Origin of the sequence: Acinetobacter sp. CFCC 10889, assembly GCF_003268395.1 — a bacterium.
Taxonomy (GTDB): domain Bacteria; phylum Pseudomonadota; class Gammaproteobacteria; order Pseudomonadales; family Moraxellaceae; genus Acinetobacter.
Genome location: NZ_LQXQ01000010.1, coordinates 26,108 through 41,576 on the forward strand (window position 1 = coordinate 26,108; position 15,469 = coordinate 41,576).

Here is a 15,469-nt window from a genome sequence, read left to right on the forward strand (position 1 = left end):
AGTGAAATAAAACAGAATGGCGAAAAATATAGTGAATGGTCGGTTTACAAAAAAGCCACTGAATATCAGTGGCTTTTTTTGAATTATTTTTTAAGGTTGCCTGCGTGTAAACCACATTCTTTATGTGTAGCTTCTTCCCACCACCAACGACCTTCACGTTCATGTTGATTTGGTAGTACAGGACGAGTACAAGGTTCGCAGCCGATTGAAATAAAACCTTTTTCATGTAAAGGGTTGAATGGAACTTCCATCATGCGGATGTAACTCCAGACTTCAGCGCTTGACCAATTTGCCAATGGATTATACTTAATCAATTGTTTGCCTTCACCAGAAAAACCAACATCAGCTTGAATTACAGGAATTTCTGTACGAGTACCAGGACTTTGATCTTTACGTTGACCCGTAATCCAACCATCTAAAGTAGCGAGTTTTTTGCGTAGAGGTTGAACTTTACGAATGCCACAACATTCTTTATGGTCATCTTGATAAAAACTGAATAAGCCTTTTTCATTCACCAACTTTTGTACGGCATCAGATTCTGGAAAACAGATTTCAATCTGAATGCCATAATGTTTACGTACAGTTTCAAGGAATTGATATGTTTCAGCATGCAAACGCCCCGTATCCAAACTGAATACTCGAAAGGGCTTACCGAGATTGTGTGCCATATCGATCAGCACCACATCTTCTGCACCAGAAAATGAAATCGCAATTTCACCTTGTTGAGAAAGTGCTAGCTCTAAAATTTCAGAAGGGGATTTATCAGCATATTCTGCTGCAAGTGCATCTACTTGATCAATTGTCGGAATAACAGTCATTTGTTGCCTCTGGCTATAGCTTGAAGCTAGGTTTACTTAAAAGTCGTTAACACTTAAAAAGTATTTAAAAAAATTAATTCTCAAAAGATCTGTAAATTTAAGCATTTTGGCGAAAAATAAGCCAATACGACTTTGTATGTATAAATGCTTTTGAATGTCATACTATTTTAAAGTAAATAAAATATGCTTCTTAGCAGATTTATGAAAATACTTATGAATTAAAAAGATTTAAACAGGGTCGAAATTCACATTGATAAGTTTTCATTTGCTGAAGTATCAAAATCTTTCAGCATTTTTTTTAAACTTTAATGCTATGATACGCCAAAATTTACAACTAACATTTGGGAGAACCCATGGAAATCGTATGTCTTGATCTTGAGGGTGTTTTGGTTCCAGAAATCTGGATCAATTTTGCTAAAAAAACAGGGATCAAAGAATTAGAAGCAACAACTCGTGATATTCCAGACTACGATGTGTTGATGACTCAGCGTTTAAATATCTTAAAACAACATGGTTTAGGTTTAAATGATATTCAAGCTGTGATTGCAGACATGGGACCTTTTGAAGGTGCAAAAGAATTTGTGGAATGGGTGCGTACACATTTCCAATTAATCATTCTTTCTGACACTTTCTATGAATTTGCTCATCCTTTGATGCAACAACTGGGTTGGCCAACAATTTTCTGTCACAAGTTAGAAACTGATGAAAATGGCATGATTACTGCGTATAAATTGCGTCAGCCTGATCAAAAGCGTGAAGCTGTGAAAGCACTTCATGGTTTGAATTATCGCGTGATTGCAGCAGGTGATTCGTATAACGATACCACGATGTTGGGTGAAGCTGACAAAGGTTTCTTGTTTGATGCGCCTGAAAATGTGATTCGTGAATTCCCTCAATTCCCACCGATTCATGGTTATGCAGCGTTGAAAGAGGCGATTCGTAATGCTTCTGTACGTGACATTCCAGCTTAAGCTTGGATGGTGAGAAAAGGCGCTGAGGCGTCTTTTTTTGTGTTGTTGATTTTTTTTGATGTTAAAGTATTTAAAGAATATTGTTTAGTATTTCCATAATAGTAAATTAATTATTGATGTTACGTATTTGAAAAATGAATACTTTATTTTTCAAATTTTATTAATGCTTCTCGGCGGAGTCTTGCATCTAAAGTTTTGATTTAGGGATTAGCCTTCGGCTCGAGGTACTTTTGTTTCGGCAAAAGTACCCAAACCATTGTCATCCGCAAAACTCGTCCACTTCCGTCAAACTATTGCATGCATCGCAGAAACATATGTGATTAGGAGTAGTCCTGCCTCAAACACGTTGCGGATGACGTTAACGCGTATCCAGTTTTAACGAGAAACAAATTTTTATGTTACTGCGTTACATCAGTTAATAAGAAAATTAGAGAATGAGTTTGCTTACAATGCCCCTTTAATCAACGGATAAACATTATTCAATAAAATTTTCTGTGCGGTTGCATTGGGATGGATTAAATCCTTTTGCATTAAATTTGGATGTCCAGCGATGCCATTCATAAAAAATGGATATATTTTCACTTTATATTGCTGACTTAAAACTTTGTAATTATTTTCAAATGCTGTGCTGTAGGCAGTGCCATAATTGGGTGGAATTTTCATTCCCAATAAAACCACAGTGGCTTTGCTTTTTTGGCTTTGTTGAATCATTTGCGCCAAATTCTTTTGAATCATTTGCGGTGGCTGACCACGTAAGCCATCATTTCCACCCAGTTCGATGACAACGATATTCGGCTTATGGGTCTGCAATAATTTAGGCAAACGAGCCAACGCACCACTGGTGGTTTCTCCACTGACACTGGCATTCACCACTTTATGTTGTTTGGGAAAGTCTTGATTCAGGCGTAATTGTAATAAATTCACCCAACCTTGCTGTGGGTTGATGCCATAACCTGCACTTAAACTGTCTCCCAAAATCATCACGGTTTTTGCAAAACTACTAACAGGTAGTAGGCAGATCGTGCTAAAAAATAAGCACGCACTTATTTTTTGAATTTTTTTAAACTGAATTAAATTTTTAGTTTGCATATAGGGTTTCTTTGCCATGTCTTCGGTTTCGCCTGATTCGACTTTTATCATGCCACAAGCAATTATTTCTGCACAGCAACTTACACAAAGTATTCAATTGCCCCATCAAACTTTAACGATTTTTGAAAATTTGAATTTGGATATTTTGGCTGGGCAACAGGTGGCGATTACAGGGCGTTCAGGCTCAGGAAAGTCGACTTTATTAGGCATATTGGCAACTTTAGATCAAGCTAGCTCTGGAAAATTATCCATTTGTGGTGAAGCTGTACATGATTTAGGTGAAGAACAACGGGCTTTGGTGCGCTTAAAACATATTGGATTTGTATTTCAGTCCTTTCAACTCTTACCACATTTATCAGCGCTTGAAAATGTGATGTTACCTTTGCGTTTACAAGCCAATTTTGTTTACGCTGATGCTGAACAGAAAGCCTTAAAATTATTACAACGAGTGGGCTTGGAGCGACAAAGTACACAAACACCCAAAGTTTTATCAGGTGGCGAACAACAACGTGTAGCTATTGCACGGGCGCTCATTTCTGAGCCAAAAATCATTTTTGCTGATGAACCGACAGGTAATTTGGATGGGCATACAGCACAAGAAATTGAACAATTATTATTTGAATTAAATCGTGAATTAGGTACAACTTTGGTGTTGGTGACACATGATCCAAAACTTGCAGCACAGTGCCAACGACATTTTGAACTCAAAGAAGGGCGATTGATTGAGCATACTGAGGTGTCGGCATGATGGCATTATTTAAGCCGTTGTTTCGACAGAGTTTCGGTACAACAGGGATTTATTTATTAATTGTTGCATTAAGTATTGCGATCAGTGCGACAACTGCTTTGAAGTTTAGTAATGAACAAGTGCAAGATGCTGTGTCTTTACAAGCAGCGAAAATGCAAGCTGCGGATTTGGTGCTTAGTGATAATGCACCGATTACAACATCATGGATCAAACAGGCAGAACAACTTGAGTTAAAACAATCACATGTCACACTATTTGGCACAATGGCATCTACCGATGAACAATTTGTTATGGTCAATGTCAAAGCCATTGATCAGACATTCCCTTTGCGTGGTGAGTTACGCATTCAGCCACAAGCACAATATTTACAGTCAGGACAAGTGTGGCTAAGCCCACGTGCGATGGATTTACTCAAGGTGAATATTGGCGACAATATTCAAATTGCGGATGGAAAATTCAAAGTTACAGGCAAGATTGAACATGATTATAATCAGGAGTTAGGATTCTCAGAATTTTCACCAACCGTGATTATTTCGCAAGCTGACGTTGCTAAAACCAATGCGATTCAAGTGGGTAGCCGTATCGAGTATCGTTTATTGCTTGCAGGTGAGAAAGCACAAACGCAGCGTTATGAGCAAATTTTTCAAGCTTTTCAAGATAAACAACAGCAACGTTTAGAAACTTTACAGCAAAGCTCAAGCGCACAAGAAAATTTAGCAGAACAAGATATTGCGGCTGCATCCGATTTAAAACTTCGCAACGCCAATGATGGTAATACCCGTTTAATTAAACCGATTGAAAATCTAGATACCTTTTTACAATTGGCAAATATCATGACGATTTTGCTTTGTGGTTTAGCAATTGCTTTAACCAGTCAACGTTATGTGCAACAAAATCAAGATTATATTGCTTTGATGCGTTGTATGGGAGCGAGTAAAAAGCAAATTTTCCAAACCTTTATGGCATTGCTTGCAGTGATTATTGTGATTTCAATGCTGGTGGGAAGTATTTTGGGCATGTTGCTTGGTTATGGATTGTTACAACTGATGTTGCAATTGATTCCATCGCTAGAGTTGCAATTCTCGGTTGTTAGCATGCTATTTGGTCCTTTACCCATTGCGATTTTTACCAGTGCGATTGTGTTATTTGGTTTTATTTTGCCAAGTTTATGGCAACTGCTACGAACGCCACCGATTCGGGTGATTCGTCAACAAGAACAATCGAAAAGTTCATTGTTGTGGATGTTTGTGACAGGTTTGTGTAGCTTGGTGATTTTTAGTCTGGTATTGACTGAAAATCTTGTGTTGACTAGTGTGGTGATTGGCTCAATCATTGTGCTCAGTGCTGTGTTATTTGGTGTGATTTATGCGATTTTAAAAGTAATAAAATCGCTTAAAAATCGCTGGTCGAGTTATGTACGCATTCCTGCACAGACTGCGATTCAGATTACTGCTTTGGCATTGGGACTCAGTTTAATCACGGTATTGAGTGTGCTGCGAACAGATATTTTAGAGCGTTGGCAGCAGCAATTACCTGTGGGTACACCGAACCAATTTATTTATGGTTTGCCACCACAAGATGTTGCAGATTTTAAGCAACAAATTGCAGCAAATAAATGGACATCAACGCCATTATATCCAAATGTACGTGGACGCTTGGTTGCGAAAAATGGACAAGCATTTCCCAAAGCATTGGTTGAAAAGAATAATTCTTTAAGACGAGAGTTAAATCTGACACAAGCGGATCATTATCCAAAAGACAATGTCATTGTTGAGGGGCAAAAACAATTAAAAGCGGGTGGTGTCTCTATTGAAGCCAAGCTTGCGCAAGACTTGGCGATTAAAATTGGTGATCGCTTAACTTTTAGTTTGCCTGAAGGACAGTTTGATGCTCAAGTGACTAATTTACGTAGTGTAGAATGGCAAAGTTTTAGCCCAAATTTTTTCTTTATTTTTGCACCGAATACCTTGGATGAAAATGCGGGTAGTTTCCTCGGTAGTTTTTATGTAGCGCCTGAACAGAAAAGCCAATTGGTGAAAATCATTCAACAATTTAGCAATACAGTTTTTATTGATGTATCTGTGATTATGGATGAGATCAAACGTTTGGTGAATGTCTTGGTGCAAATCATTACTGTACTTGCAGTGTTGGTAACAATTTCGGGTATTTTGGTGTTGGTGGCATGTATTAATCTACTTTTAGATGAGCGCAAACGAGAGGTTGCATTGTTACGTTCATTTGGCAGCACCAAAGCACAATTGAAAAATATGCTTACCATGGAAATTGGTTTTATTGGTTTTATCGCAGGGATTGTTTCGTGTTTCTTTGCCGAAATTATCAGTGCAATCGCCAGTTATCGTATGGATATGTTGATCCAACCGCATTGGCAAATTTGGGTGATGCTACCGATTTTAATGACCATCGTTTGTGCATTGATTGGGCGTTATCGTTTAAGTTATTTAAGTGATATTCCACCGTTGCAGAGTTTGCGAGAAATGAATTAATACATTTGTAAAAATGAAAGCCAATGCAAAAGACATTGGCTTTTTTTGTTGAAAAATATTTTAAAAAACTTAAGCTTAAAGATTTAATTGGTTTCGTATTTGTATTGCTGCATCTTTCCATAAAGGTGTAAGTGGTTGAATCAATGTCTGTAAATATAAGTAGATCAGATAAGTTACAACAGCACCTATGATCAAAATGACAATATTGATCATCGGATTAGCTTTATTGCGCTGTGTTAAATACCACACAAATGCCAATGCTGCACCCATGATCATGCCACCGATATGGGCAGCATTGTTGATGCCTTGAGTGAAGAAACCAAATGCAAGGTTAATTGCTAAAATAGTGAGTAGGGATTTTTTATCAAAAATATAACGTTGCTGTGGTGTTGGTGGAAAGAGTGATAATAACGTGAGAGCGCCGCCGATTCCCATGACTGCACCTGATGCTCCTGCGGAGATACGAGGAACTAAGCTTTGATCATGAGTTTGCAAAAAGGTATAGGCATTTTGAATGTCGATATAACCACTGAGCAAACTTCCCATCAAACCAGCAAGCAGATATAAACCTAAATAATAAAATTTACCAAAGGTTTCTTCTGCGATATTGCCAAAAGAATAAAGTGCCCACATGTTAAAGCCTAAGTGCATCAAGCCAAAGTGAAAAAACATGCTGCTAAATAAACGAAATGGTTCTTCTAGAAAAGTTAAAGGTGCATAATCTGCACCCCAAAGTAATGCATCCCTCATACTGGGGTTGCGAATGTCGACACCTGAAAGAATTTGCCAAGCAAATAAGCCGACATTAATGACGATTAACATCAAGGTAATTTTACCCATGGCTTGTCGTGGTTGGACTTGGAAAGGTGGTTGCATTTCTGACATAACATTATATTCTGTGCATTATTATGTATTTAAGCTTAGCATGAATTTTAAAAAATTCAGGAGTAACAAACTGACATGAAAGCCTTTATTGTTCGTACTTTGTTAATCATTGTCAGTATTCTTATTCTGATTCAATTGTGGATTTTTTCAAGCTTGGTCTATTGGCGTAGTCATCCTGTAGAAACCACGATGTTTATGCGATGGACTTATTTTTCAGATTTTGAACCGATCAAACATCAATGGCGTGATTATGATGAGATCAGTGATTATTTCAAACATGCGATTGTCGCTGCGGAAGATGCTAAATTTGTTGATCATCATGGTTTTGATTGGGATGGTATTGAGTATGCACTTGAACGGAATATGAAAAAAGAAAAAGTGGTGGCGGGTGGCTCAACCATTTCTCAGCAATTGGCAAAAAATTTATTCTTCTATAATCGCCGTTCTTATATCCGTAAAGGTCAGGAAACCATTGCTACGATTATGATGGAGCGTATGTGGTCGAAGCAGCGCATTTTAGAAGTGTATATGAACTCGGTTGAGTTTGGTGATCATATCTATGGTATTGAAGCGGCGACACAGCATTATTATGGTAAAAGTGCTAAAAGTTTGAGCCGTGAACAAGCGGCTTTTTTGGCAGCGATTTTGACTAATCCTAAATATTATCAACAACATCCTGATGATCGCAAAGTGCAATATCGTAAAGGTTTAATTTTGAAATATATGCGTTCTACACGTATTCCAGAATAATTTTTAAGTACTGTAAAACCGATGAATTTATTTAGAAAAAGTGCAGGTGATGCACTTTTTTTTATGAAATTGTCACAAAATTGAAGCATACTAAGAGAAAGATTTTTTAAATGCAGGCAAATTTGCATGAGTACCACAGTAAATAATACACCCATTGAATATACTTATAATGAACGCTATATCAATCGTGAATTGTCTATTTTAGACTTCCATTTACGTGTTTTAGAACAAGCGGTTGATCCTTTACATCCGATTTTAGATCGGATGAATTTTTTACTAATCTTTTCACGTAATATGGATGAGTTTTTTGAAATCCGTGTTGCGGGTGTGATGGAGCAGTTGGCGTTAGGTAATGAAAGCCGTAGCCCAGATGGTTTAACCCCAAAACAAGTTTTAGACTCTATTTCAAAGACAGCGCATGCTGCTATTGAGCGCCAATACCGTATTTTAAATGAAGAAATTTTTCCAAAATTACGTGAAGAAGATATTTGTTTTTTACGCCGTGGTGAGTTAACACCAGCACAGTCTGCGTGGATTAAAAAATATTTCCAAGAACAAGTAGCACCTGTTTTAACACCGATTAGCCTTGATCCAGCACATCCATTTCCACGTTTAGTCAATAAAAGCCTCAACTTTATTGTGACTTTGGAGGGTAAGGATGCTTTTGGTCGTCAAATCGACCTTGCGGTTGTGCCTGCACCACGTTCATTACCACGTGTTGTACGTTTGCCTGATGAGTTAACAGGTGGAAAAGAACATTTTGTCATGTTATCTGCGATCATTCATGAGCATGTATCTGACTTGTTTCCTGGTATGACTGCAACAGGTTGTTACCAATTCCGTGTGACCCGAAATGCTGATTTGGCATTGAATGAAGATGTTGAAGACCTTGCGATTGCATTAAAAGGTGAATTGAGTTCACGCCGTTTTGGGCGTGCTGTACGCTTAGAAGTGACAGAAAATTGCCCACAGCACATCTATGAATATTTGTTAGATGAGTTTGATTTAGAAAAAGAACAGCTTTACAAAGTTGATGGACCTGTCAATTTGGCACGCTTGGTGTCGAATTTTAAACGTCCACACATGCGTTATGATTCACATGTGCCTGCGATTCCCAAAGTATTGAAAAAGACCGAAAATATTTTTGCTGCGATGCAAAAACAGGACATTCTTTTACATCATCCGTTTGAATCATTTGCGCCCGTTATTAACTTGTTGCGTGAAGCTGCACGTGATCCGCAAGTCTTAGCAATCAAACAAACCTTGTATCGTAGTGGTGCAGACTCAGAAATCGTGCAAGTGCTTGCTGAAGCTGCACGTAATGGTAAAGAAGTCACGGCTGTAATTGAGCTGCGTGCTCGTTTTGATGAAGAATCAAATATTGCAGTAGCCAATGTTTTACAAGAAGCGGGTGCTGTCGTGGTGTACGGTATTGTGGGTTATAAAACGCATGCCAAAATGATTTTGGTGGTACGCCGTGAAAACAATAAGTTAGTCCGTTATGTGCATTTGGGAACAGGAAATTATCATGCGACCAATGCACGTATCTACACGGATTATGGTTTGATGACCACAGACAAAGAGTTATGTGAAGATGTGCATCGTATTTTCCAAGAGCTGACTGGTATGGGGAAAATGGCGAAGCTGAAAAAACTTCTCCACGCACCATTTACTTTACATGCGCAGCTTTTAGCATTTATTGATGATGAAATCGCCAATGCCAAAGCAGGTAAAGCTGCACAAATTATTGTCAAGGTAAATGCACTTACTGAAGTACAATTGATTAATAAACTCTACGAAGCATCACAAGCTGGTGTACAAATTGATTTGATTATTCGTTCAATTTGTTGTTTACGCCCAGGTTTGCCAAATCTTTCGGAAAATATTCGTGTGCGTTCGATTGTAGGACGTTTCTTAGAACATACTCGTGTTTATTATTTTAGTAATCATGGTGATGCACGTATTTATTGTTCAAGTGCAGATTGGATGGATCGTAACTTATTTAATCGTGTTGAAGTATGTTTTCCGATCGAAGATCCTGCGTTGAAAAAACGTATTTATCAACAAGGTTTATTAAATTATTTACAAGATAATCAACAAGCTTGGTTATTGCAAGGTGATGGCACTTGGGTGCGTGCTGAGCCGAAAGAAGGTGAAGAATTGCATAATGCACAACGTGTTTTAATTGAAGCATTTAAATAAAATTAATATGAAGCAATAAAAAAATGGAGTCCGATGACTCCATTTTTTAATTTTTACAAAATACAAACTTAGTGCAATTCTACCGCAATAATTTTTTGTAAAATTTGAACCAAGACATCAAATTCACTTTGAAGTGGTGTGCTTTTACGTGTCACTAAAGCTAAAGTGCGTGATGGTGCATTTTCAATTGGTTTGACAATCAATTGTTCATTGCTTTTCAGCATATGGGTATGCACAGCAATTTCTGGCAGTAAAGTAAAGCCTAAGTTAGAGTTCACCATTTCAACCAAAGTTGGCAAAGAGCTAGCTTTTAAACGATGATCATTTTTGCGCTCACCGATCGGGCAGGCACTCAAAGTATGATCACGTAAACAATGACCTTCTTCTAACAACATTAGATGGGATAAATCTAAATCATCCAAAGAACGAGCATTGGCTGTATTTTGATCGGCTTTATTGCACACTAAAAATAAATTTTCTTTGGCAATTTCTGCAACTTTTAAACCACGTGTGTCAAAAGGTAGCGCCAACATGATCATGTCCAAATTACCATGTTCAAGTTTTTCTACGATTTTTTCACTTTGTGCTTCATGTAAATGCAACTGAATTTTTGGAAGTTGTTTATGAACTTCACTCAAGAGCTGCGACAAAATAAAAGGAGCAATCGTTGGAATAATCCCAAGATGTAAGTCGCCAGTCAAAGGCTCACTCATCTCACGGCTTAAACGCATTAAGTCTTGAGCATCAGCGAGTAGAACACGGGCTCGGGCAACGACTTGTTCGCCAAGTGGGGTTAAACGTACATTTTGGCGGTCACGTTCAACGAGTACGCCACCCAATAAACGTTCCAACTCCATAATCCCGCCTGAAAGGGTGGATTGAGTTACAAACGAACGGCGCGCTGCTTCAGTAAAGTGCAACGTCTCAGACAGTGTTACAAGATATGACAGCTGTCTTAGGGATGGTAATGCAGCCATAGTGTCCTAATGTTTATGATTTAAAGTGATGCGCAAATAAACCGCTAAGTTGGGGAATAAAGTGCGGAGGTATATCATGCCCCATTCCTTGAATTAATTCAAATTTAGCGCCTTGAATTGCTTTTGCCACCGCCTTGCCATGACTTGGCGGTAGTAAACGGTCACGAGAACCATGTACCACAAGCGTTGGTTTTTGGATTTGTTTATCCAGTTTCAGCAATGAACCTGTACATAATATTGCTAAAAACTGTTGAAGTACACCCGCAGGATGATAACTACGTTGATATAATTTACGTGCCATCTGCATGGCTTCCATTGGGTTAACATAACCTGGTGAGCCAATGATTTTAAAAACCTTCAAAGAATGGTTAATAATACCAGCTTCATCATGTGATTCAGGTTTACCAATGAGACTAAAGAGTTGCTTAGGAAAGGGTGGAGGCAATAAAGGTTGATTATTACTGGTAAATAATAAGCCTACTTTTTCGATTTTTTCAGGATATTTTGCTGCTAAGATTTGGGAAATCATGCCACCCATTGATGCGCCAATAATATTGACTTTGTCTATGCCTAAACGATCAATCAATAAAGCCACATCATCAGCCATATCAAAGAGATTATATGGTGCACCTTGGTTTTGCATACCAAAGGCAAAGCGTCCCATCATTTTCATCGTATTTAGACGTGGACCTTTGTGACGGACTTTAGAAGATAGACCAATATCACGGTTATCAAAACGAATGACATGGTAGCCTTGATCAATCAACGATTTACAAAAAAAATCAGGCCAAAATAACATTTGCGCACCCAAGCCCATGATCAAGAGAATGGTGGGATGTTCAGGATTACCTCCAGATTCAACATGAAGCTGAATACCATTGCCTAAATCGACTTTGGTTTCTTGCATAAAAGTTGAATATGGAGAAGCTTCAAATTGGAGTGCGCTATTCATTTTTTATTTTCCTTATAGGATGTTCTATTGCGAGAACATCCTTGAGTGTATCGCTTGAATTTAAGTTGCAGGAATAAGGTCTGGTACCAGTTTGGTGAGTGTTAAACGCTGTTTGCCTGCGGTTGCCCCAAGCAGTACAAAGCCACGTAATGTACCATCTGCATCGGTTGCTTTTGATAACATACCATCATCAAATTCTTCATTGTTCCAAGTGACATCGACACCAATTGGAGCGGGTAATACTGTCAGTGGTGCAGCTGGAGTTTTAACTGCAACAGGCATTGCAGGGTAATGCACATTGGTCGTTTGCCCACTTAAGGTTTTTGCCAAAGCCCGTGCTTGTTGCATCAAAGGCATAACATAAGGCAGTAATGTTCCATTGACTTCGGCACAGTCACCAATGGCATAAATATCAGCTTGGTTAGTTTCTAATAGTGTATTGGTAATCACACCACGACTGGTTGCAATCTCTGCTGTTTTTGCAAGATCAATATTCGGTTGTAAACCAATCGCAGATAAAACGACATCCGCTGCAAGTGATTGACCATTTGCCAGAGAAATCACATAACCACGTTCAGTTTTAGATACTTTTTCAACTGTTGTACCTAGTGCGAATTTAATGCCTGATTCTTCAAGATTTTGCTGAAATGCTTGTGCAACATGCGTAGGCAATAAACGCCCTAAAGGCTGTGATGCGAGATCAATCACAGTGACTTGATGACCTGTATTTTGTAAATCATTGGCAAATTCACAACCAATCAGACCTGCACCTAAGATCACTACACGTTTGTCAGCGCAATCACCTGTTGTACAGGTTTCAAGTGAATCACGGAACGCACGATAGTCGATCAGTGAGTTAACCACATGAATATCATCACTGCCATCACCAGCAATCGCAAGGCGAATCGGGTTTGCACCTACAGCTAAAATGAGTTTTGAGTAGTCTTGTGTTGACACTTGACCATCTTTTTCAATTGTCAGTTGGTGTTTTTCTGCATCAATGGCTTTAACCCAAGTATCTGCTTCAATGCGCATATTGAGTTGAGTTGCCATTTTTTCAGCATTGCCTAGACCAATTTGGTCAGGGGCTTTATTGCCCACTAAAGCATTGGAAAGAGTAGGCTTTGCATAATTCACCGCATCATCTGCGCAAATCATCACAAGTTCTTGCTCTGTGCTTAATTTACGAAATTCTCTTGCTAGGGTATAACCCGCCATGCCTGAACCTACGATGACGACTGGTTGCATATCATTCTCCATACTATTTTCAATATTATATAAGTGATAAATTATACAAGTGATAAAAAAGACCATGTAAACATGGTCTTTCACGTACTGATTATACTTCTACCATTTCAAAATCGGCTTTAGACACGCCACAGTCTGGGCAAGTCCAATCATCAGGAATATCTTCCCATTTTGTACCTGCTGCGATGCCATCTTGTGGCCAGCCTTCTGCTTCGTCATAAATCCAACCACAAACGATGCATTGATATTTTTTCATCTAATTCTCCAAAATCTGACAGATGGCGTATATTTGCTGTCAGTCAAAAATCTTGCTTTTACATTAACTCTAGCGATATGCATTGCAATGCCTACATATTCAAACAAATTTTTACGCAGTTCAAGAACGAATGTAAAGTAAATAATGGAGTTTACCCAACTAATTGTAAAGCTGAATGGCAGAGTAGGACAAAAGCGTGGTTGTTTGGGCGAATTAGAGGCTTTTTGTTAGACAATCTTGTTTTTCAATATGTGATGTTTCATGTAGTTCTAAGTATGATCAAAAATGAGTTATGACGCAGCATTAGGATATTTCTCGTAAAATTTATTTAATGATCAAAATATTTGGATTTCCACTATAAAACTCCTGTATTTGTTATTAGGTGAAAATACGTTATTTAGACGATAGTCTAAAAGCATTTTTAGACAATTTTCATTATAATTGGATTATATAAATCTATAACTAATATTTTTTAAATAAATGGTTGTTGGTGAATCAATAACTTATAAAAATGAACAGTGCTTCCATTATCTTAGCGACTTTAAAAAATAGACTATTCAAGTTAAAATTACTACATTCTTTCATTCATACAGTCTCCCCATTATGAACATGTCTACAGCTTTGTGGTCTCACATTCGTACTGTCCAAGATTTTCCAAAACCTGGTATTTGTTTTTATGATTTAACACCACTTTTCATGAAAAATCTTGAGCCGTTGACAGATGCATTAGTGGCAAGCATTCCTGTTGAGCAATTGGCAGAAGTTGAAAGTTTTGTGGCTGTAGAAGCACGTGGATTTGTGTTAGCAAGTCTATTGGCACAACGTACAGGCAAAGGTTTATTGTTGGTGCGTAAAGCAGGTAAACTTCCACCTCCTGTGATCGGTGTTGGTTATAGCCTTGAGTATGGTCTGGATCGTTTGGAAATGTCAGCGGATATTCAACCGCAAAAAGTCATGATTGTAGATGATGTCTTGGCAACTGGTGGTACTTTAAAAGCAGTTAAACAATTGATGAATAAGTGTAATCATACTGTGTTAGGTGCGAGTATTTTTCTTGACTTGCAAGACTTACATGGCGATTTAGGTTTAAATATTTGGTCTGTTCTAGATGAACAATCTAAACCTGAAGAGGCTGTGGCTTAATTTATTGGGTTGCATCTTTAGGTCATGATTTAAAAAATATATTCTTAAAGCCTTGTGGAAATATTCGCAAGGCTTTTTTTATATTACAAAAGTATCTTGCATATATTCGATCATGCGATTTAGATTATCAGGTGATGCTAAACGGTGATGTCCGCCTTGCATCATTTCAACATGCATATAAGATTCTAAAATATTTGAAGTTTCATACATGTCGAGGATTTCATCCCCTAACTCGATATATGCTGTTTGTGGAATATCATGTTCTAAATCATGTTCTGTGATAGGTGCATAATCTGCGCGAAAGTCTGGATGTAAACTTGGATTGGCGATAATGGCAGGAATGCGAAATAATTGTGACATTTTGAGTGCCCAATAACCACCTAAGCTATGTCCAATGATCAGTTTAGGCTGAATTTTGTGGATAATATCCTGATATAAATCAGCCACAGTGTCATAATTTAAATTGCGATAATCAATATCAAGACAATATTTTTGTGCAGCATCTAATGCATGAAATTTAGTCGAATCTTTTGATGAGTCTAGCCCATGCATAAACAATATTTTTGACATATACATATTCATTTTTTTCACTTTTTGAAACTGTCTTTATTCACAAAGATAGTGAGATTGATATAGTTTACTTTTCAACTATTTCTCAAATTATTGTACTCAGCTCATTTAAAAAAAATAGTTAGATTTTGGTCTAAGATAAATTTAAAAATGTTTAAGTGTTCGTTCTTTATGAATAATATTTTGCGCATTAAATATTATTTTCTAGTATTAGTGTAGGTTATTTCACATTTAATTTGGATTTATTTGTGAAAATGTAAGTTTATTTGATGCTCTAAGGTCATTGAGTATTGCTTGAGTGGACTTATTTTTTAGTTAAAAGAGCAGGGAGCAGACTAAAGTTCTATATCTGCATT

General features: G+C 37.7%; 14 protein-coding genes. 6 read left to right on the top strand and 8 right to left on the bottom strand.

Annotation, left to right across the window (positions count from 1 at the left end; all coding sequences use genetic code 11):
* Positions 1-83: 83 nt before the first annotated feature.
* Entirely contained in the window at positions 84-818 is a 735-nt protein-coding gene (locus tag AVJ19_RS05210) for a phosphoadenylyl-sulfate reductase (protein WP_111858723.1), read from the bottom strand.
* A 353-nt stretch (positions 819-1,171) separates the two neighbouring features.
* Between AVJ19_RS05210 and thrH the strand changes: the two genes are divergently transcribed.
* Entirely contained in the window at positions 1,172-1,789 is a 618-nt protein-coding gene (thrH, locus tag AVJ19_RS05215) for a bifunctional phosphoserine phosphatase/homoserine phosphotransferase ThrH (protein ID WP_068973431.1), read from the top strand.
* A gap of 444 nt (positions 1,790-2,233) precedes the next feature.
* On the opposite strand, the gene AVJ19_RS05220 is transcribed toward thrH, so the two are convergent.
* Positions 2,234-2,878: an arylesterase gene (locus tag AVJ19_RS05220; protein WP_111858777.1), complete on the bottom strand. Its 645-nt coding sequence runs from the start codon at positions 2,876-2,878 to the stop codon at positions 2,234-2,236.
* 16 nt (positions 2,879-2,894) lie between these two features.
* Between AVJ19_RS05220 and AVJ19_RS05225 the strand changes: the two genes are divergently transcribed.
* Positions 2,895-3,626 (top strand): ABC transporter ATP-binding protein, encoded by a 732-nt coding sequence (locus AVJ19_RS05225; protein ID WP_111858724.1) that lies wholly within the window; start codon positions 2,895-2,897, stop codon positions 3,624-3,626.
* On the top strand, positions 3,623-6,130 hold the full coding sequence (locus AVJ19_RS05230; protein ID WP_111858725.1) for an ABC transporter permease: 2,508 nt from the start codon (positions 3,623-3,625) through the stop codon (positions 6,128-6,130). The genes AVJ19_RS05225 and AVJ19_RS05230 overlap by 4 nt, the downstream gene beginning before the upstream one ends.
* A gap of 75 nt (positions 6,131-6,205) precedes the next feature.
* On the opposite strand, the gene AVJ19_RS05235 is transcribed toward AVJ19_RS05230, so the two are convergent.
* The gene (locus AVJ19_RS05235; protein WP_111858726.1) at positions 6,206-7,015 is read right to left on the bottom strand and encodes a rhomboid family intramembrane serine protease; all 810 of its coding nucleotides are present in this window, start codon (positions 7,013-7,015) and stop codon (positions 6,206-6,208) included.
* A gap of 75 nt (positions 7,016-7,090) precedes the next feature.
* Between AVJ19_RS05235 and mtgA the strand changes: the two genes are divergently transcribed.
* A complete protein-coding gene (gene mtgA, locus AVJ19_RS05240) occupies positions 7,091-7,765 on the top strand; it encodes a monofunctional biosynthetic peptidoglycan transglycosylase (protein WP_111858727.1) in 675 nt (224 codons plus the stop codon).
* A 126-nt stretch (positions 7,766-7,891) separates the two neighbouring features.
* Complete coding sequence (gene ppk1, locus AVJ19_RS05245) at positions 7,892-9,967, top strand: polyphosphate kinase 1 (RefSeq protein WP_111858728.1); 2,076 nt, start codon at positions 7,892-7,894, stop codon at positions 9,965-9,967.
* Positions 9,968-10,035: 68 nt separating this feature from the next.
* Here ppk1 and oxyR read toward each other — a convergent pair whose 3' ends face one another.
* The 4 genes from oxyR to rubA all read right to left on the bottom strand — a co-directional run bounded on the left by oxyR (position 10,036) and on the right by rubA (position 13,400).
* Positions 10,036-10,944, bottom strand: a complete 909-nt coding sequence (oxyR, locus tag AVJ19_RS05250) for a LysR family transcriptional regulator OxyR (RefSeq protein ID WP_111858729.1) — start codon at positions 10,942-10,944, stop codon at positions 10,036-10,038.
* A gap of 13 nt (positions 10,945-10,957) precedes the next feature.
* Entirely contained in the window at positions 10,958-11,896 is a 939-nt protein-coding gene (gene estB, locus AVJ19_RS05255) for an esterase EstB (RefSeq protein WP_111858730.1), read from the bottom strand.
* 60 nt (positions 11,897-11,956) lie between these two features.
* Positions 11,957-13,144: an NAD(P)/FAD-dependent oxidoreductase gene (locus AVJ19_RS05260; protein ID WP_111858731.1), complete on the bottom strand. Its 1,188-nt coding sequence runs from the start codon at positions 13,142-13,144 to the stop codon at positions 11,957-11,959.
* 91 nt (positions 13,145-13,235) lie between these two features.
* Entirely contained in the window at positions 13,236-13,400 is a 165-nt protein-coding gene (gene rubA / locus AVJ19_RS05265; RefSeq protein ID WP_065994895.1) for a rubredoxin RubA, read from the bottom strand.
* 600 nt (positions 13,401-14,000) lie between these two features.
* Between rubA and AVJ19_RS05270 the strand changes: the two genes are divergently transcribed.
* Positions 14,001-14,543 carry an adenine phosphoribosyltransferase gene (locus AVJ19_RS05270; RefSeq protein ID WP_111858732.1) on the top strand — a complete coding sequence of 181 codons (543 nt, stop codon included), beginning with the start codon at positions 14,001-14,003 and terminating at the stop codon, positions 14,541-14,543.
* 78 nt (positions 14,544-14,621) lie between these two features.
* Here the strand turns inward: AVJ19_RS05270 and AVJ19_RS05275 are convergent, their stop codons facing one another.
* Positions 14,622-15,113 (bottom strand): YqiA/YcfP family alpha/beta fold hydrolase, encoded by a 492-nt coding sequence (locus AVJ19_RS05275; RefSeq protein ID WP_171334163.1) that lies wholly within the window; start codon positions 15,111-15,113, stop codon positions 14,622-14,624.
* Between the last annotated feature and the right edge of the window lie 356 nt (positions 15,114-15,469).